Origin of the sequence: Microbacterium sp. UBA1612 (assembly GCF_002321605.1) — a bacterium.
GTDB classification, from domain to species: Bacteria; Actinomycetota; Actinomycetes; order Actinomycetales; family Microbacteriaceae; genus Microbacterium; species Microbacterium luteum.
Genome location: NZ_DCMW01000004.1, coordinates 61,526 through 78,434, shown reverse-complemented (window position 1 = coordinate 78,434; position 16,909 = coordinate 61,526). Strand labels below are relative to the sequence as shown.

At 69.4% G+C, this 16,909-nt stretch carries 17 protein-coding genes; 13 read left to right on the top strand and 4 right to left on the bottom strand.

The features are described 5' to 3' along the window. Positions 1-69 precede the first annotated feature (69 nt). A complete protein-coding gene (locus B3S45_RS02335) occupies positions 70-1,587 on the top strand; it encodes an ABC transporter permease (RefSeq protein ID WP_071042916.1) in 1,518 nt (505 codons plus the stop codon). 3 nt (positions 1,588-1,590) lie between these two features. Next, on the top strand, positions 1,591-2,799 hold the full coding sequence (locus B3S45_RS02330; protein WP_071042917.1) for an ABC transporter permease: 1,209 nt from the start codon (positions 1,591-1,593) through the stop codon (positions 2,797-2,799). Between the two features lie 7 nt (positions 2,800-2,806). Here B3S45_RS02330 and B3S45_RS02325 read toward each other — a convergent pair whose 3' ends face one another. Then, on the bottom strand, positions 2,807-3,415 hold the full coding sequence (locus B3S45_RS02325; protein ID WP_071042918.1) for a PH domain-containing protein: 609 nt from the start codon (positions 3,413-3,415) through the stop codon (positions 2,807-2,809). 31 nt (positions 3,416-3,446) lie between these two features. Here B3S45_RS02325 and B3S45_RS02320 point away from each other — a divergent pair, with 31 nt between their 5' ends. The 8 genes from B3S45_RS02320 to B3S45_RS02285 all read left to right on the top strand — a co-directional run bounded on the left by B3S45_RS02320 (position 3,447) and on the right by B3S45_RS02285 (position 11,961). After that, positions 3,447-5,348, top strand: a complete 1,902-nt coding sequence (locus B3S45_RS02320; RefSeq protein ID WP_286717164.1) for a dipeptide ABC transporter ATP-binding protein — start codon at positions 3,447-3,449, stop codon at positions 5,346-5,348. Positions 5,349-5,428: 80 nt separating this feature from the next. After that, on the top strand, positions 5,429-7,342 hold the full coding sequence (gene typA, locus B3S45_RS02315) for a translational GTPase TypA (RefSeq protein WP_071042920.1): 1,914 nt from the start codon (positions 5,429-5,431) through the stop codon (positions 7,340-7,342). A 215-nt stretch (positions 7,343-7,557) separates the two neighbouring features. Beyond that, complete coding sequence (locus tag B3S45_RS02310) at positions 7,558-8,310, top strand: AzlC family ABC transporter permease (protein ID WP_071043364.1); 753 nt, start codon at positions 7,558-7,560, stop codon at positions 8,308-8,310. Continuing rightward, positions 8,307-8,621 carry an AzlD domain-containing protein gene (locus tag B3S45_RS02305; RefSeq protein WP_194384971.1) on the top strand — a complete coding sequence of 105 codons (315 nt, stop codon included), beginning with the start codon at positions 8,307-8,309 and terminating at the stop codon, positions 8,619-8,621. Before B3S45_RS02310 ends, B3S45_RS02305 begins: the two co-directional genes overlap by 4 nt. A gap of 23 nt (positions 8,622-8,644) precedes the next feature. Next, complete coding sequence (locus B3S45_RS02300; protein ID WP_071042922.1) at positions 8,645-9,028, top strand: histidinol dehydrogenase; 384 nt, start codon at positions 8,645-8,647, stop codon at positions 9,026-9,028. A gap of 9 nt (positions 9,029-9,037) precedes the next feature. After that, the gene (gene fdxA / locus B3S45_RS02295; protein WP_071042923.1) at positions 9,038-9,358 is read left to right on the top strand and encodes a ferredoxin; all 321 of its coding nucleotides are present in this window, start codon (positions 9,038-9,040) and stop codon (positions 9,356-9,358) included. A gap of 3 nt (positions 9,359-9,361) precedes the next feature. Continuing rightward, the gene (gene dapC / locus B3S45_RS02290; protein ID WP_071042924.1) at positions 9,362-10,474 is read left to right on the top strand and encodes a succinyldiaminopimelate transaminase; all 1,113 of its coding nucleotides are present in this window, start codon (positions 9,362-9,364) and stop codon (positions 10,472-10,474) included. A 191-nt stretch (positions 10,475-10,665) separates the two neighbouring features. Continuing rightward, the gene (locus tag B3S45_RS02285) at positions 10,666-11,961 is read left to right on the top strand and encodes a citrate synthase (RefSeq protein ID WP_075807067.1); all 1,296 of its coding nucleotides are present in this window, start codon (positions 10,666-10,668) and stop codon (positions 11,959-11,961) included. A gap of 43 nt (positions 11,962-12,004) precedes the next feature. On the opposite strand, the gene B3S45_RS02280 is transcribed toward B3S45_RS02285, so the two are convergent. The 3 genes from B3S45_RS02280 to dapD are packed head-to-tail and all read right to left on the bottom strand — an operon-like array spanning position 12,005 to position 14,300. Continuing rightward, positions 12,005-12,667, bottom strand: coding sequence for a hypothetical protein (locus B3S45_RS02280; protein WP_071042925.1), 663 nt, complete (start codon positions 12,665-12,667; stop codon positions 12,005-12,007). A 39-nt stretch (positions 12,668-12,706) separates the two neighbouring features. Then, positions 12,707-13,312, bottom strand: a complete 606-nt coding sequence (locus B3S45_RS02275; RefSeq protein WP_071042926.1) for a YdcF family protein — start codon at positions 13,310-13,312, stop codon at positions 12,707-12,709. Between the two features lie 31 nt (positions 13,313-13,343). Then, entirely contained in the window at positions 13,344-14,300 is a 957-nt protein-coding gene (dapD, locus tag B3S45_RS02270) for a 2,3,4,5-tetrahydropyridine-2,6-dicarboxylate N-succinyltransferase (RefSeq protein ID WP_286717159.1), read from the bottom strand. 44 nt (positions 14,301-14,344) lie between these two features. Here dapD and dapE point away from each other — a divergent pair, with 44 nt between their 5' ends. From dapE to B3S45_RS02255, 3 genes are all read left to right on the top strand, one after another. After that, entirely contained in the window at positions 14,345-15,418 is a 1,074-nt protein-coding gene (dapE, locus tag B3S45_RS02265; protein WP_286717157.1) for a succinyl-diaminopimelate desuccinylase, read from the top strand. Next, complete coding sequence (locus B3S45_RS02260) at positions 15,415-16,626, top strand: hypothetical protein (protein ID WP_083336352.1); 1,212 nt, start codon at positions 15,415-15,417, stop codon at positions 16,624-16,626. The genes dapE and B3S45_RS02260 overlap by 4 nt, the downstream gene beginning before the upstream one ends. A 74-nt stretch (positions 16,627-16,700) precedes the next feature. Next, positions 16,701-16,874, top strand: a complete 174-nt coding sequence (locus B3S45_RS02255) for a DUF3117 domain-containing protein (protein ID WP_064485917.1) — start codon at positions 16,701-16,703, stop codon at positions 16,872-16,874. The last annotated feature ends 35 nt before the right edge of the window (positions 16,875-16,909 follow it).

The following is a 16,909-nucleotide window of genomic DNA, read 5'->3' as shown; positions in this document are numbered from 1 at the left end:
AGCGTGCGGCTCGGGGAGCCCCCGGGCCGCACGCTTGTGCTGACAGACCGATAGGCAGGCAGCCACACCATGGCTTCATTCATCATCCGGCGACTGATCGCGTCCATCTTCGTGCTCTTCGCCGCGACCTTCCTCATGTACATCCTGACCTCGTTCGCGGGTGATCCCCTCGACGAGCTCAGGCAGTCCAACGCCCCGAACAAGGCGGAACTCATCGAGTCCCGCACGCGGCTTCTCAACCTCGACGTGCCCCCGCCGCTGCGCTACTTCCTCTGGCTCGGGGGAATCTTCCGCGGTGACTTCGGCGTCAGCGTGCAGGGTCAGCCCGTCAACGCGCTCCTCGGCAACGCCATCACCGCGACGCTGACTCTCGTCACGACCGCGACGATCGTCGCCATCGTGCTCGGCATCTCGGTCGGCATCGTCTCCGCCCTGCGCCAGTACAGCGGCTTCGACTACTTCGTCACCTTCCTCTCCTTCCTCTTCTTCTCGCTTCCGATCTTCTGGGTCGCGGTGCTCCTCAAGCAGTACGGCGCCATCGAGATCAACAACTGGCTCGCCGACCCCACGTTCGCGATACCCGTCATCATCGTCGTCTCGCTGCTGGCGGGTCTGCTGTGGATGTCCGTCATCGGCGGCACCTGGAAGCGCCGGCTGATCATCTTCGGCATCAGCGCGCTGGCGACCGGGGCCGTGATGACCTACCTGTCGCTTACTCGCTGGTTCTCCGACCCGAGCATCGGCATCGTCGTCTACAGCGCGCTCGCGATCGGGATCGCCTTCGGTGTGACAGCGGTGTCCACCGGACTGCAGAACCGCCGTGCCCTGTACGTGGCCCTCGGCATCGCCGGGGCCGGCATCGCCCTCTACTACCCGATGATGACCTCCCTCCTGAACGGGATGACCCTCGGACTGTTCGTCGTCTACGCGGTCGCCACGGTGCTCGTCTGCGGCGCGGTCGGCTGGTTCCTGGGCGGCGCCGATCGCGGACCGGTGGTGCGCACGGCTGCCCTGACCGGTGTGCTCGTTGCCGCCTTCATCGCCCTCGAGAAGTACATGCAGTACTGGGAGGCCTACTCCAATTCCAGCCGCATCCGAGGCCGTCCGATCGCCACCGTCGGCGCGTCGACCCCGGGTCTCGGCGGCAACTTCTGGGTGCAGGGGATCGACCTGTTCACGCACCTGCTGCTGCCCACGATCGCGATCATCCTCGTGTCGTTCGCGAGCTACACCCGCTACTCGCGCGCGAGCCTGCTCGAAGTGATGAACCAGGACTACATCCGCACCGCGAAGGCGAAGGGCCTCACGCAGCGCACCGTCGTGGTCCGCCACGCTTTCCGCAACGCCCTCATCCCGATCACGACGATCATCGCGTTCGATGTGGGAGCGATCGTCGGCGGCGCGGTGATCACCGAGACCGTCTTCGGCTGGACCGGGATGGGACGCCTCTTCGTCGACGGGCTCAACGCCGTCGACCCCAACCCCGTGATGGCCTTCTTCGTCGTCACCGGAGCGCTGGCCGTGCTGTTCAACCTGGTCGCCGACCTCGTGTACGCAGCGCTCGACCCCAGGATCAAGGTGGGCTGACCCGTGAACACCACGAAGAACGACAACGTCAGCGAGAAGGAAGCTCGCGCCGAGGTCTCCATCGAGCAGAAGGAGACCGAGGGCCTCAGCCAGGGGCAGATCGTCCGTCGGCGGTTCTTCCGCCATCGCGGCGCGCTCGCGGCCATGGTCGTGCTCATCTTCATCGTGCTGCTCGCCTTCACCTCCGTCGGGGTGACCCTGTGGGGGCTCCGGATCCCCGGTTGGTGGCAGTACGACTGGACCGAGATCCCCGCCGTCGAGAACGGCGGTCGCCCGACGATGAGCCTGCTCCCCGAGTTCCTCGGGGGCGCGGGCATCCAGTTCGGCGACCACCCCTTCGGTCAGGACGAGGTCGGCCGCGACATCTTCGCCGTCGTCATGCGCGGTGCGCAGCAGTCGATCATGGTGATGGTCATCGCCGGAGTCGTGGCGACCGTCATCGGTGTCGTCATCGGTGCGCTCGCGGGCTACTACCGCAAGGCCACCGACTCGGTCCTGATGCGCTTCACCGACATCGTCATCACCATTCCGCTCATCGTGATCGGCTCGGTGCTCGGCAACGCGTTCGGCAACCTCGGCGCCGCGGTGCTCGGCGTCGTGATCGGCCTGTTCGCGTGGACGTCGATGGCGCGCCTGGTGCGAGGCGAGTTCCTGAGCCTGCGCGAGCGCGAGTTCGTCGACGCGGCGCGGGTTTCGGGTGCGCGGGACCGGCGGATCATCTTCCGCCACATCCTTCCCAACGCCGTCGGCGTGATCGTCGTCAACGCGACGCTGCTGATGGCCGGTGCCATCCTCCTCGAGTCGGCGCTGAGCTTCCTCGGCTTCGGTGTGCAGTCGCCGGACACGTCGCTCGGAAAGCTCGTGTCGGACAATCAGGCCGCCTTCTCGACACGGCCGTGGCTGTTCTGGTGGCCGGGCCTGTTCATCATCGCGATCGCGCTGTGCATCAACTTCATCGGCGACGGACTGCGTGACGCCTTCGACCCGCGTCAGAAGAAGATGCCGAGCGAGCGGGCGATGGCTCGTGCCGGTCGCGCCGGGGGACCGGTGGCGCCCGTCGCCGCCGGGGCCGCCGGCTCGGAGGGTGGCGAGCAGCACACCGTGACCGTCGGCGGCGAAGCCGTGTTCACGGGAGATGTGACCAACTATCACGATCCCCGCCCCGAGGAGCCCGGTGACGGACGGCACGAGCCGCTCGACCCGGAGCGATGACGTGCGCTCAGACCATCAGACCGATCACCGTCGCGGCCGCAAGGAGCGCGACGGTGGTCAGGCTCGCCCAGTGCCACGTCACCGTCGCGGCCTCCGGGTCCTCCCCGTGGGCGAAGGCCCCCTCGGACTCGAGGCGGTCCCAGTGCTGACGGATCACCTGCGCGAGGTTGCCGCTGGGGACGCTCGAGGCGTCACTCGGTCGCAGGCTCCCGTGCGCGCCTCGCGCCGACGCGGAGACGCCGTCGAAGTCGGCACGAGACAGGCCGAAGAGCCGATGGCGACCGGGCGCTGGCGTCGCCCACACCGACACGCGACGGCGCGCCGTCTGCAGCGACAGCGAGTAGCGTGTGTCGATCGCGTGGATGGCCGGCCACGGCACGAAGAAGGTGCGGAACGGGTTGACCACCGTGATCCCGTGCACCTGGATGTGCAGCCGGGGCCTCCAGAACAGCGCCCACGCCACCACCGCCACCAGGGCGATCGGCCAGCCGTAGCGCAGCAGATCACCCGGCCCGCTCCACACGAGGGAGCCCAGTCCCGCGGCGCAGACGATCCCCATGATCACGGCGAGCACGCGACCGAACACGGGGCGGTAATCGACTTCCTCAAACGACATGACCTCAAGCTTCTCAGATCGGAATCCTGCAATGACTGACACCTCGGGCATCCACGCGAGCACCGCGCACGCGCACCAGGGTCTCCCCGAGACCGTTCTCGAGGTGTCCAACCTCGGGGTCGAGTTCTGGGTGGAGGGGGAGTTCTACCCGGCCGCCGTCGACATGAACTACGTCGTCCGTCGCGGCGAGGTGCTCGCGATCGTCGGCGAGTCGGGTTCGGGCAAGAGCACCAGCTCGATGTCGCTGCTCGGTCTGCTGCCGGAGAACTCCCGCGTCACCGGCTCCATCAAGCTTCTGGGCAGGGAACTGCGCGGCGTCGACGAGAGCGAGCTTCGCGCCCTCCGCGGCAACGAGATCTCCGTCATCTTCCAGGAGCCGATGACCGCTCTGAACCCGGTGTACACCATCGGCTTCCAGATCAGTGAGGCGCTTCGCTCGCACGACCGCGCGATCGCTCCGTCGGCGGCCAAGGAGCGCGCGATCGAGCTGCTGCGCATGGTCGAGATGCCGAACCCCGAGCAGTCGTTCAACAAGTATCCGCACCAGCTCTCGGGTGGGCAGCGCCAGCGCGCGATGATCGCGCAGTCCATCTCGTGCGACCCGCTGCTGCTGATCGCGGACGAGCCGACGACGGCCCTGGACGTCACGGTGCAGGCCGAGATCCTCGACCTCCTGCGCAACCTCCACAAGCGGCTGGACTCGGCGATCATCCTCATCACCCACGACATGGGTGTGGTCGCCGACATCGCCGACCGGATCATGGTGATGAAGAACGGCGTCGTCGTCGAATCGGGAACCGTGGGCGAGATCTTCCACGACCCCAAGCACCCCTACACGCGACAGCTCCTGGCCTCCGTGCCCCACCTCGGCCTGGGCGTGCTGGAGGATGCCGACACCTCCGAGGGAGAAGAGGTGCGCACCGACACCTCGGCCGTGCCGGTCGTGTCGGCCATCCGGGAGCGTGCCACCGAGGTCGAGCCCTCGCAGGCGGGTCTCGATCCGGTGCTGTCCTTCCAGGACGTCGCGATCGAGTATCCCAAGCGCGGCCGCATCCCTGCCTTCCGCGCCGCCGAGCACATCGACCTGGACGTCTATCCCGGCGAGATCGTGGGTCTGGTCGGCGAGTCCGGCTCGGGCAAGACGACCCTCGGACGGGCCGCGGTCGGCCTGCTCCCGATCGCGGAGGGGAAGCTCACCGCGGTCGGCGCCGACATCTCCGGCGCGTCGGCGAAGGAGCTGTTCGCCATCCGTCGTCGCACCGGCATCGTCTTCCAGGACCCGGCGTCGTCGCTGAACCCGCGCATGCCGATCGGGCAGTCCATCGGCGAACCGATCCTGCTGGCCGGGGAGGCCAAGGGCAAGGAGCTGGACCGTCGGGTGGAGACGCTGCTCTCCCAGGTCGAGCTGCCCGCGTCCTATCGCAACCGCTTCCCGCACGAGCTGTCCGGCGGTCAGCGTCAGCGCGTCGGGATCGCCCGCGCACTGGCTCTCGCTCCCGAACTCCTCGTCGCGGACGAGCCCACCTCGGCGCTCGACGTCTCGGTGCAGGCGCGCTTCCTCGACCTCCTCCAGGAGCTGCAGCAGGAGCTCAAGTTCGCGTGCCTGTTCATCAGCCACGACCTCGCCGTCGTGGACATCCTCGCGCACCGCATCGCGGTGATGAACCACGGCAAGCTCGTCGAGACCGGGACGCGAGACCAGATCCTCCGCGGCGCACGCGACCCCTACACCCGGCGCCTGATCGCCGCCGTTCCGGTGCCCGATCCCGAGGAGCAGCGCAAGCGTCGCGCGGCACGTGCGGCCCTGCTCGGCGAGCGCGCTCCGGAGACCGGGCGGGTGCCTTCGCAGCCGTCCGACCCGTCGCTGCCGCAGCAGTTCAACGAGGCGACGGACAGCCGCCGGCACGGACAGTCGGGGGCGACCGGGGGCTGACGCGGGCCGTCGGTCGGGAGGCCGGTAGACTGGGATGCGCTCGATTCCGGGCGCATCCCTCACTCGGCAAGGACCCCCTCATGGCGCACGCCCTTCGCACCGACCTCCGCAACGTCGCGATCGTCGCGCACGTCGACCACGGTAAGACGACCCTCGTGGACGCGATGCTGCGCCAGACCGGTTCGTTCGGGGAGCACGCGCACGTCGAGGAGCGGGCGATGGACTCCAACGACCTGGAGCGTGAGAAGGGCATCACGATCCTCGCCAAGAACACGGCGATCACCTACAACGGTGCCCACACCGACGAGCCGGTGACCATCAACGTCATCGACACCCCCGGGCACGCGGACTTCGGCGGCGAGGTCGAGCGCGGACTGTCGATGGTCGACGGCGTCGTGCTGCTCGTGGATGCCTCGGAGGGGCCGCTTCCGCAGACCCGTTTCGTGCTGCGCAAGGCGCTCGAGGCGAAGCTGCCGGTGATCCTGCTGGTGAACAAGACCGACCGTCCCGACGCGCGGATCGCCGAGGTCGAGGAGGAGGCGCACGACCTGCTGCTCGGCCTCGCGTCCGACATGTCCGACGACGTGCCCGACCTCGACGTCGACGCGCTGCTCGATGTGCCCGTGGTCTACGCCTCCGGTCGTGCCGGCGCGGCATCCCGCACGCGACCCGCGAACGGCGAGCTGCCCGACAACGACGACCTCGAGCCGCTCTTCGAGGCGATCCTCGCGCACGTTCCGGCCCCGAGCTTCGACGACGAGGCTCCGCTGCAGGCCTGGGTGACGAACCTCGACTCGAGCCCCTTCCTCGGGCGTCTCGCGCTGCTGCGCGTGTTCAACGGCACCCTGAAGAAGGGGCAGACCGTCGCGTGGGTGCGCCACGACGGCTCCCACTCGACCGCGCGCATCACCGAGCTGCTGAAGACCCGTGCGCTCGAGCGCTACCCTGCCGAGTCGGCCGGCCCTGGCGACATCGTCGCGATCGCGGGGTTCGAGGACATCACGATCGGCGAGACGATCGCCGACCCCGACGACGTGCGCCCGCTCAAGGCGATCACCGTCGACGACCCCGCCATCTCGATGACGATCGGCACCAACACCTCGCCCCTGGTCGGCAAGGTCAAGGGACACAAGCTCACCGCGCGCATGGTGAAGGACCGCCTGGACCGCGAGCTGATCGGCAACGTCTCGCTCAAGGTCGTCGACATCGGCCGGCCCGACGCGTGGGAGGTGCAGGGGCGCGGGGAACTCGCCCTGGCCATCCTCGTGGAGAACATGCGCCGCGAAGGTTTCGAGCTCACCGTCGGCAAGCCCCAGGTGGTCACGCGCAAGAGCGAGGAGGGCAAGGTCCAGGAGCCTTACGAGCACCTGACGATCGACGCGCCCGAGGAGCACCTCGGCGCCATCACCCAGCTCATGGCCGGTCGCAAGGGCCGCATGGAGACGATGGTCAACCACGGCACCGGCTGGGTGCGGATGGAGTTCGTCGTGCCCTCGCGCGGCCTCATCGGGTTCCGCACCGAATTCCTGTCGGTCACCCGCGGCACGGGCATCGCCAACGCCATCTCGCACGGCTATGACGACTGGGCGGGGCAGATCGTCGCGCGACAGAACGGCTCCATCGTCGCCGACCGGGCAGGGGTGGCCACCCCGTTCGCCATGATGGCCCTGCAGGAGCGCATGTCGTTCTTCGTGCAGCCCACCGAGGAGGTGTACGAGGGCATGGTCGTGGGGGAGAACACCCGCTCCGAGGACATGGATGTGAACATCACCAAGGAGAAGAAGCTCACCAACATGCGCTCGTCGACCGCCGACGAGCTCGAGAAGCTCACCCCGCCGCGCCAGCTCTCGCTGGAGGAGTGCCTGGAGTTCGCCCGTGAGGACGAGTGCGTCGAGGTCACGCCCGAGCGCGTGCGCATCCGCAAGGTGATCCTCGACCAGACCGAGCGCGCCCGCCAGACCAGCCGCCTCAAGCGCCAGGACGCGAACGCCTGACCCGCCGCGTCGAGCGGTGAGCGCGCTGCCACAGCGCCGCCATCTCCGCATCGACATCGCGCGCCGGTGAACAACGCCGGAGATTCTCGAGCGCGGTGAGGACGCCGCCCGGTTTTCCGGGCCGCGGCCGCCATGCGCGCGCATGGACTCCTGCGTTGTTCACCGTGCCCGGCGGCGTCGCGTGAGAGTGTCGGAGCTGAACGGTGGTGACGTCGATGGATGAGGCGGCGGATGTGAACGACGAAGCGGACGCGCGCGCGGCGTGGCGCGAGGCCGTGGGCGTTGCGCTCGCCACGAGCGCCTACGGCGTGTCGTTCGGTGCCCTGGCGGTCGCGTCGGGACTGGACGTGTGGCAGGCGTGCGTGCTCAGCCTGCTGATGTTCACCGGCGGATCGCAGTTCGCCTTCGTCGGCGTCGTCGCCGCGGGCGGCGTGGCGGCCGCGCCCTCGGCGGTCGCGTCGGCGGCCCTGCTGGGGGTGCGCAACGTCGCCTACGGAATGCGGATGTCCCCGATCATCGGACGACGCCTGGCCACGCGGCTGGCCGCGGCCCCGTTCACGATCGACGAGTCCACCGCCGTCTCGCTTGCCCGCGAGACGCCGCGTGCGCGCACGATCGGGTTCTGGGTCACCGGGATCGGCATCTACGTCGGATGGAACCTGTCCACTCTCGCGGGCGCTCTCCTCGGCGACGTGCTCGGCGATCCGCGTGCGTACGGGCTGGACGCAGCTGCGGCCGCGGCGTTCCTCGCCCTGCTCTGGCCGCGCCTGCGGCACCGGCAGCCGATCGCGGTCGGGATCGCCGCAGCCGTCGTCGCAACCCTCCTCACCCCCGTGCTGATGCCGGGCATCCCGGTTCTTGTCGCCGCCGTGGTGGCCGTCGTGGTCGGGTGGTTCAACCTGCTGGGCCGCGAGGACCGTCCGCCCCGCGAGCCCGCCGACGCGCCCGAGCGGGAAGGGCTGCCGTGAACCTCTGGACCGCGGTGCTGATCGCCTCGATCATCTGCGTGGCGTTGAAGACGGTCGGCTACCTCATCCCGCCACGCTGGCTCGAGGCGCCGCGTCCCGCCCGCATCGCCGATCTGCTCACGGTGGCGCTGCTTGCCGCGCTCGTGGCCGTGCAGACGCTCGGTGACGGGCAGGCGGTGACCGTCGATGCGCGGGTGCCGGCGGTGCTCGTCGCGGCGGGGCTGCTGCTGCTGCGCGCACCGTTCCTCGTCGTCGTCGCCCTTGCCGCGGCGACGGCCGCCCTGCTGCGCCTGGTCGGCTGGGCGGCGTGACGCCCTCGGACTAGGCTGTCACGGTGAACTCGTCCCTCCCGGTGCGCCTGGCCACGTGGGCCCTCGCCTTCGTCATCGGAGCCTTCTACGGCCTCGCGGGCACGATCGGCCACTCCTACGCGATCGTGGGCATCCCCGTCGGCCTCGTCGTCGCGATCATCGGCTCGGCGGCCCTCCTCCTGGCGGTGCGGCTGCTCACGGCCGATCGCTGGTCGACCCTGGCAACGGGAGGGGGGATGATGGTCTCGACCCTCGTCTTCTCGGGTGAGGGGCCGGGCGGGTCCGTCGTGGTGCCGCAGACGGAGATCTCCCTCGTGTGGACCTTCGCGGTGCCGCTGGTCGTGGCGCTCGCGGTCGCCTGGCCGAGCCTGCCGTCGGTCGACGAAGCCGCCACGCGTGACGCGTAGACTGAGACCGTGACGTATGTGATCGCCCTCCCGTGCGTGGATGTCAAAGACCGCGCCTGCATCGACGAGTGTCCGGTCGACTGCATCTACGAGGGCGAGAGATCTCTCTACATCCACCCCGATGAGTGCGTCGACTGCGGAGCCTGCGAGCCGGTGTGCCCCGTCGAGGCGATCTACTACGAGGACGACCTGCCCGACGAATGGCAGGACTACTACAAGGCCAACGTCGAATTCTTCGACGACATCGGCTCGCCCGGTGGTGCCGCGAAGGTCGGCGTGATCGCCAAGGACCACCCGGTCATCGCCGCCCTCCCGCCGCAAGAGCACTGATCCGTGGGAGTCGCAGACCTCGCCGACTACCCCTGGGATGCGGTCGCTCCGTATGCGGAGCGGGCGCGCGCCCATCCCGACGGGATCGTCGACCTGTCGGTCGGCTCGCCCGTCGACCCGACTCCGGCGGTGGTCGCCGCCGCCATCGCGGCGGCGACGGACGCCCACGCTTACCCGCAGACCGTCGGCACGCCGGCCCTGCGCGAGGCGATCGTGCGCTGGTACGAGCGGCGGCGCGGCGTGACGGGGCTGACCACCGCGAACGTGCTCCCGACCATCGGGTCGAAAGAGCTCGTGGCGCTGCTGCCGTTGCTGCTCGGCCTCGGCTCCGGAGACATCGTCGTGCATCCGCGCGCCGCGTACCCCACGTACGAGGTCGGCGCACGTCTGGTCGGAGCGGTGCCGCTCGCCGCCGACGATCCCGCGGAGTGGCCCGCCGGCACCCGGCTGGTGTGGCTGAACTCGCCCGGCAACCCCGACGGACGGGTGCGGGATGCCGCGGCCCTGCGCGCCGCGGTCGAACGGGCCCGGGAGCTCGGTGCCGTCGTCGCATCGGACGAGTGCTACGCGCTGCTCGGATGGGATGCGCCGTGGGATGCCGTCGGCGTGCCGTCGGCGCTCGAGCCCGGCGTGACCGGTGGTGATCTCGCCGGCGTGCTCTCGGTGTATTCGCTGAGCAAGCAGTCCAACCTCGCGGGGTATCGGGCCGCGTTCGTCGCCGGCGACCCGGCGCTCATCGCCTCGCTGCTGACCGCCCGCAAGCACCTCGGGCTCATGCTGCCCGGGCCCGTGCAGGCGGCGATGATCGCGGCGCTCGACGACGACGCGCACGTCGACGCGCAGCGCGAGCTCTACCGCCGTCGCCGAGACGTGCTTCTTCCCGCTGTGCGCGAAGCGGGCTTCCGCGTCGACGCGAGCGAGGCGGGGCTCTACCTGTGGGCGACCGAGGGACGTGACGCGTGGGAGAGTCTCAGCCGGCTCGCCGACCTCGGGATCCTCGCCGGTCCCGGGCACTTCTACGGTGCCCACCATCCGCAGCACGTTCGCTTCTCGCTCACCGCCGCCGACGAGCGGATCGACGCCGCGGCGACGCGCCTGCGCGCTACCGTGCGCTGAGGGTGCCGTAGGAGGGATCCACCATCGGGTGCGGTCCATCTTTGGTCGTGTCATCAGTGGGCGCCCGCCATGGGTAGGCTGTAGAGCGCGCGGCCATCGCGAACATCGCCTTCCGCGCCGACCCGAGGGCACCACCCGGTGCCGGACGGGTCGACGACCCCCGGGACGACCAGAAATCGCGAGGAGGCGCCGTGAGCGACGCGGGCATTCAGCAGGACAACGCCACCATCACCATCGGTGGCACCACGACCGAATATCCGCTGGTGCACGGCACCGAGGGCGCGCCGAGCATCGATGTCTCGGCGCTGACGAAGAAGACCGGTTACACGGCGCTCGACTACGGCTTCGTCAACACCGCCGCGACCAAGTCGTCGATCACCTACATCGACGGCGATCAGGGCATCCTGCGCTATCGCGGGTACCCCATCGAACAGCTCGCCACCCATTCCAGCTACCTCGAGGTGGCGTGGCTGCTCCTGTACGGCGAGCTGCCGAGCGCCTCGGAGCTCGAGGCCTTCGACGGACGCATCCGTCGTCACACGCTTCTCCACGAAGACCTCAAGCGCTTCTTCTCGTCGCTGCCGCCGACCGCCCACCCCATGTCGGTGCTCTCGGCGGCGACCGCCGCTCTTTCGACGTACTACGAGAACGAGTCCGACCCGCACAATCCCGAGCACGTGGAGCTCAACACCATCCGCATGCTCGCCAAGCTCCCGGTCATCGCGGCGTACGCGCACAAGAAGAGCGTCGGGCAGGCGTTCCTCTATCCCGACAACGGGCTGAGCTTCGTCGACAACTTCCTGAAGCTCAACTTCGGTGTGCTCAGCGAGATCTACGAGGTCAACCCCGTCATGTCTCGGGCCCTGGAGCGCCTCCTCATCCTTCACGAGGACCACGAGCAGAATGCCTCCACGTCGACCGTTCGGCTCGTCGGCTCGACCGGAGCGAATCAGTTCTCCTCGATCTCGGCGGGCATCAACGCCCTGTACGGACCCCTCCACGGCGGCGCCAACGAGGCCGTGCTGGCGATGCTCGCGCAGATCCGGGATTCGGGTGAGAGCGTGCAGCGATTCGTCGAGCGCGTCAAGAACAAAGAAGACGGCGTGAAGCTCATGGGCTTCGGACATCGCGTCTACAAGAACTACGATCCGCGCGCGAAGCTCGTCAAGGAGTCGGCCGACGAGGTGCTCGAAGCGCTCGGTGTCAGCGATCCGCTCCTCGATCTCGCCAAGGAGCTCGAGGAGATCGCCCTCAGCGACGATTACTTCCGGGAGCGCCGCCTGTACCCGAACGTCGACTTCTACACCGGCGTGATCTACAAGGCGATGGGCTTCCCGACGCGGATGTTCACCCCCCTGTTCGCCATCGGCCGTCTGCCGGGATGGCTCGCCCACTGGCGCGAGATGCAGACCGATCCGCAGACCAAGATCGGCCGGCCGCAGCAGCTGTACGTCGGGTCGGCCGAACGCCGGTACCCCGGCGCCTGAGCGGGGCGGGGCCGCGCGGTCGATCGGCTCCGAGAACGACGGCTCAGCCGCCGGCGGGGGAGAACGTGTAGGAGAGCCCCACAGGTGCGTCTTCGCCCCGGATCGTGACCATCGCCCCGATCGTCATGCCGTTTGCCGTCACCGGCGGAAGTGCGGCCGCGTATTCACCGTCCGACGCGCCCGACGCGGCGGTGAGCTCCTCCTCCAGACGCGAGAAGTCCTCTTCGCGCCATCCCCAGGTCTCGGCGTCCTCCCGGAGCTGCCCGACCGCCGCCGTCCACGATGTCGGCGCGACGGGACGCAGCTCGACGGTGGTCACCGAGTCGGCGTCGGTCGTCAGCGTGAGCGCTTCGACGAGCTCGACGCTCGCGACGCCGTCGTCGCCGAGCAGGATGGCTCGCACCGGGACCAGGGGCTCCACCTGCTGCGAACCGGACGCGGGGAGCCCGAGGGATGCAGCCGGCTCCGCCGTCTCGCGAAGATCGATGCGGACGACCCCCTGTCGGGTGAGGTAGTCCACTCCGGCACGGGTGAACGTCGACATGCCGTCGTCGGTCACCTGGTCCGTCGACGGCGTCTGGGCCGGATCGGTCCACCACGAGTTCTGGATCGACAGGGCGCCCCACGCGATGGCCACGCAGATGATCGCGACCACGGTGATCGGCACCCATGACAGCGCACGCCGCTGCCGTCGGGTCAGGCGCATGGCCCGCGGCGCGAGGACGGCAGCATCATGCTTCTCAGGCTACGCGTCATCCGGTTGCTCCTCCGGTGGCGGAAGGCGCCGCCGATGCCGGATCGAGACGACGGTGCCGAGGATCTTGAACGGCAGCACTTCGCCGAAACGGTGGTCGGCGGCGCGCCGCAGGCGTGAGGCGAGGTCGGGTCGCTGCTCGGCGAGGGCGGCTCGTGCCATCTCGGCGTGCGGGGAATTGGACACGATCGCTATCGATTCGGCGTCTTCGATCAGGGGGATGATCTCGCGGAGGTTCTCCCGGGTCGACCGGCTCCCGGTCTCCAGGGCGATGGGTCCGCGGTAACCGCGCTCGCGGGCATAGCGCGCCATGATGCGTGCTTCCGGAACGGAGCTGTGCACTGCCCCGCCGCTCAGCACGAGCACCGTGCGCGGAACCCGCGGATCGATGGAGCGGATGCCCGCTCGCACGCGGTAGCGGTTGACGGCGTTCGCGCGCACGCCGCGATTGCCGTACCCGAGCACGACGATGGCTTCGACCCGGGGAGGCGTCGTGCGGCGGCGGGGAAGTCCGCGCCGGCTGGAGAGCCAGTGGTAGACATCGGCGGCGAGGGCGACCGCGATGACCGTGGCGACCGCGATCGTCGCCCCGGTCATCGCCGGGTTCCGCCGCACGTGCCGGTCCGGTTCAGGCGTGGAGGGCCTCGTTGAGCGTGACGCCCACGCCCGCTCGGGCGAGGGCCTCGATCGCTCCCGTGACGGAGTTGCGTCGCAGCAGCACGCCGTCGCGCCCGGAGAGGTCGCCCCCCTTGACGGTCGGGCGGCCGCCGTCGGCGACCGGCGGCTGATCGGCGAGCACGATCTTCGATCCGGCGGTGACGTAGAGCCCCGCCTCGACGACGCAGTCGTCGCCCAGCGAGATGCCGATGCCGGCATTGGCGCCCAGCAGCGTGCGCGCGCCGATCGACACCTTGTGGGTGCCGCCGCCGGAGAGGGTTCCCATGATCGACGCGCCGCCGCCGATGTCGCTGCCGTCGCCGACGACCACACCCTGCGAGATGCGTCCCTCGACCATCGACGCGCCGAGCGTGCCCGCGTTGAAGTTCACGAAGCCCTCGTGCATGACGGTCGTCCCGGGCGACAGGTAGGCACCGAGCCGCACACGCGACGCGTCGGCGATGCGCACGCCCTCGGGCGTGACGTAGTCGAGCAGGCGCGGGAACTTGTCCAGCCCCTGCACCTGGATTCCCTCGCGCGCCAGGAAGGGGCGCAGCCGCGTGGCATCGTCGGGGTGCATCGGCCCGGCGTTGGTCCAGGCGACGTTGGGCAGATGCCCGAAGATCCCGTCGAGGTTCAGACCGTTCGGGGCGACGAGGCGGTGGGACAGCGCGTGCAGTCGCAGGTAGGCGTCGGATGTGCCGGTCGGCGCGGCATCCAGGTCGATCTCCAGCGTCACCAGCTCGACGGAGACGGCGCGGCGCTCGTCGGGCACGGCCAGGTGGTCGAGGTTCTCGGTCGCCTTCGCGGGGTCGTATCCGCCGGGGATGCGGCCGGCAGTCGGGGAGGGGAACCAGGTGTCCAGCACCGTCCCCGACTCGGTCACCGTCGCCAGGCCCGTGCCCCAGACCCATCGTTCGTCGCTCATGCCGTCCACGCTACCGGCTGCGATGCGGTCGTTAGACTCGGGGGATGCCGGACCTCGACCTCACCGCAACGTCCGTCGACCTCACGCGCGCGATCTGCGACATGCCCAGCGTCTCGGACGACGAGACCGTGCTGGCCGATGCCATTCACCTCGCTCTCGCCGAGCACGGTCACCTCGACCTGCATCGCGACGGCGACACGATCGTCGCACGCACCCATCTCGGTCGTGACCGCCGCGTCGTCATCGCCGGGCACATCGACACCGTTCCGATCAATCAGAACGTGCCCACGCGCGACATCGAGATCGACGGCGAGCCGTTCATCTGGGGTCGTGGGACGGTCGACATGAAGGCCGGCGTCGCCGTGCAGCTGAAGCTGGCGGCGGAGCTCACGACGTCCAACGTCGATGTGACGTGGATGTGGTACGACCACGAGGAGGTCGCGGCCGAACGCAACGGTCTGACCCGCCTCGCGCGGAACAGCCCCGAGCTGTTCGCCGGCGACTTCGCGATCCTCGGCGAACCGTCCAACGGGCAGGTGGAGGGCGGCTGCAACGGCAACCTGCGCGCCGTCGTGCGCACCGAAGGGGTCAGAGCCCACAGTGCGCGCTCGTGGATCGGCGAGAACGCGATCCACAAGGCCGCTCCCATCCTCGCCCGCCTCGCGGAGTACCGCGCGCGGGAGGTCACCGTCGAAGGCCTCGCCTACCGCGAGGGGCTCAACGCGGTGCACGTGCGCGGAGGGGTGGCCGGCAACGTCATCCCCGACGCGTGCGAGGTCGAGGTCAACTACCGGTTCGCGCCCAGTCGCGACGGCGCCGAGGCGGAGCGCCATGTGCGCGAGGTCTTCGCGGGCTTCGACGTCGAGGTCGTCGACCTCTCCGAAGGGGCGCGACCCGGGCTCGATTCGCCGCTGGCGCAGGAGTTCCTCACGGCCGTCGGTGCCGAACCGCGCCCGAAGTACGGGTGGACGGACGTGGCACGGTTCTCGGCCATGGGCGTTCCCGCCGTCAACTACGGTCCCGGCGACCCGCACCTCGCACATCACGACGAGGAGCGGGTCCCCGTGGCGCAGATCGTCGAGGTCGAGCGCGGTCTGCGAGCGTGGCTGACCGCGTGACGGAGCGGGCGGAAGCTTCCGCCCCGTCGCTCTGGACGCGCCCGGCGCTGCGCGTCGCGTTGGTGTACCTGTCGGCGCGCGTGGTCACGAGCGCGTTCTTCGTTCTCGCCTCCGCGCTGGCCCCGGCGGATGCCCGGCACGGCCAGGGGGCGACGATCGGCACCTATGTGCTGGCGTGGGACGCCCAGTGGTACTGGCTCATCGCCTTTCAGGGGTATCCCACCGAGCTGCCGCTGACCGAGGCCGGCCGCGTCGCCGAGAACGCGTGGGCTTTCATGCCGCTGTATCCCGCACTGTCGGCGGTGGTCGCGGCGCCCTTCGGGCATTGGGGGGTCGGGGCGTTCCTGGTCACGCTCACGGCCGGCTACGGATGCGCGCTCGTGCTGCATCGGATGTTCCGCGAGCGTCTCGGCGAGAGCGCCGCGCTGTGGGGAGTGGTGTTCTTCTCCGCCGGGCCGCTCGCCGCCCTGCTGCAGGTGGGCTACGCCGAGGCGCTGTTCCTGTTCTTCCTGCTGCTGGCGATCCGCTGCGTGCAGAAGCGACGCTACGGCTGGCTGTACCTGCTCATCCCGCTCATGGGCTTCACGCGACCCGGGGTGCTCGCGTTCGCGCTGTTCCTCGCCCTCTACGGTCTGTGGCGGCTCACCCGTCGCACGGTCGAGCCGGTCACCCGCCGGGATGTCGTGCACATCCTGGCCCTGGGCGCCCTCGCGACGATCGTCGGGTTCTCGTGGCAGGTGATCGCGGCGGTGGTCACGACGGACGCGTCGGCTTATCTGGAGACAGAGCTGGCCTGGCGGCGGCAGTGGGTCGGCGACGCGGGCGGATTCCTGCCGTTCGAGGGGTGGGTGCAGGGAGCGACGTTCTGGTTCCCGCGGTGGGGACTGCCCGCCTGGCTCGGCGTCACCGCCCTGGTTCTGCTGGTGGCCGCTGTCGCCGCCCTTCTCCTGCTCGAGCCGCATGTCCGCAGACTCGGGATCGAAGTGCGCCTGTGGTCGGCGAGTTATCTCGTGTACCTTCTCGCGGTGTTCTTCCCGCAGTCGAGCACGTTCCGTCTGCTGTTCCCGCTCGCTCCGCTGGCCGGTGCGCTCGCCGTTCCCCCGTCCCGGCGGTGGCGGATCGGGGTGCTGGTGGCGTGTCTGATCGGCCAGGTGGTGTGGATCTACAACATGTACACGCTCGGAAACACGTTCTGGCGCATCCCCTGACGGCACATTTCCGTCGACGGGCGGGTGTGCACGATAAACTCGGGAGGCAGACCTCCACAAGAAAGGGAGCCACGATGGCAGCGATGAAGCCGAGAACCGGAGACGGGCCGATGGAGGCCGTGAAGGAGGGGCGCCTCATCATCGTGCGTGTTCCACTCGAGGGTGGGGGCCGTTTGGTCGTCTCTGTGAACGATGCTGAGGCCAAGGAGCTTCACGACGTTCTGGGGGGTGTCGTCAGCGCAGCCTGACGTACGTTCTCGTCTCACACACGAAAAGGCCGGTC

Bases quoted from the DNA above. Each gene is read 5' to 3' on its own strand.
- B3S45_RS02335 (WP_071042916.1), top strand. From the start codon at position 70: ATGGCTTCATTCATCATCCGGCGACTGATCGCGTCCATCTTCGTGCTC.
- B3S45_RS02325 (WP_071042918.1), bottom strand. From the start codon at position 3,415: ATGTCGTTTGAGGAAGTCGATTACCGCCCCGTGTTCGGTCGCGTGCTC.
- B3S45_RS02320 (WP_286717164.1), top strand. From the start codon at position 3,447: ATGACTGACACCTCGGGCATCCACGCGAGCACCGCGCACGCGCACCAG.
- typA (WP_071042920.1), top strand. From the start codon at position 5,429: ATGGCGCACGCCCTTCGCACCGACCTCCGCAACGTCGCGATCGTCGCG.
- B3S45_RS02310 (WP_071043364.1), top strand. From the start codon at position 7,558: ATGGATGAGGCGGCGGATGTGAACGACGAAGCGGACGCGCGCGCGGCG.
- B3S45_RS02280 (WP_071042925.1), bottom strand. From the start codon at position 12,667: ATGCGCCTGACCCGACGGCAGCGGCGTGCGCTGTCATGGGTGCCGATC.
- B3S45_RS02275 (WP_071042926.1), bottom strand. From the start codon at position 13,312: ATGACCGGGGCGACGATCGCGGTCGCCACGGTCATCGCGGTCGCCCTC.
- dapD (WP_286717159.1), bottom strand. From the start codon at position 14,300: ATGAGCGACGAACGATGGGTCTGGGGCACGGGCCTGGCGACGGTGACC.
- dapE (WP_286717157.1), top strand. From the start codon at position 14,345: ATGCCGGACCTCGACCTCACCGCAACGTCCGTCGACCTCACGCGCGCG.
- B3S45_RS02255 (WP_064485917.1), top strand. From the start codon at position 16,701: ATGGCAGCGATGAAGCCGAGAACCGGAGACGGGCCGATGGAGGCCGTG.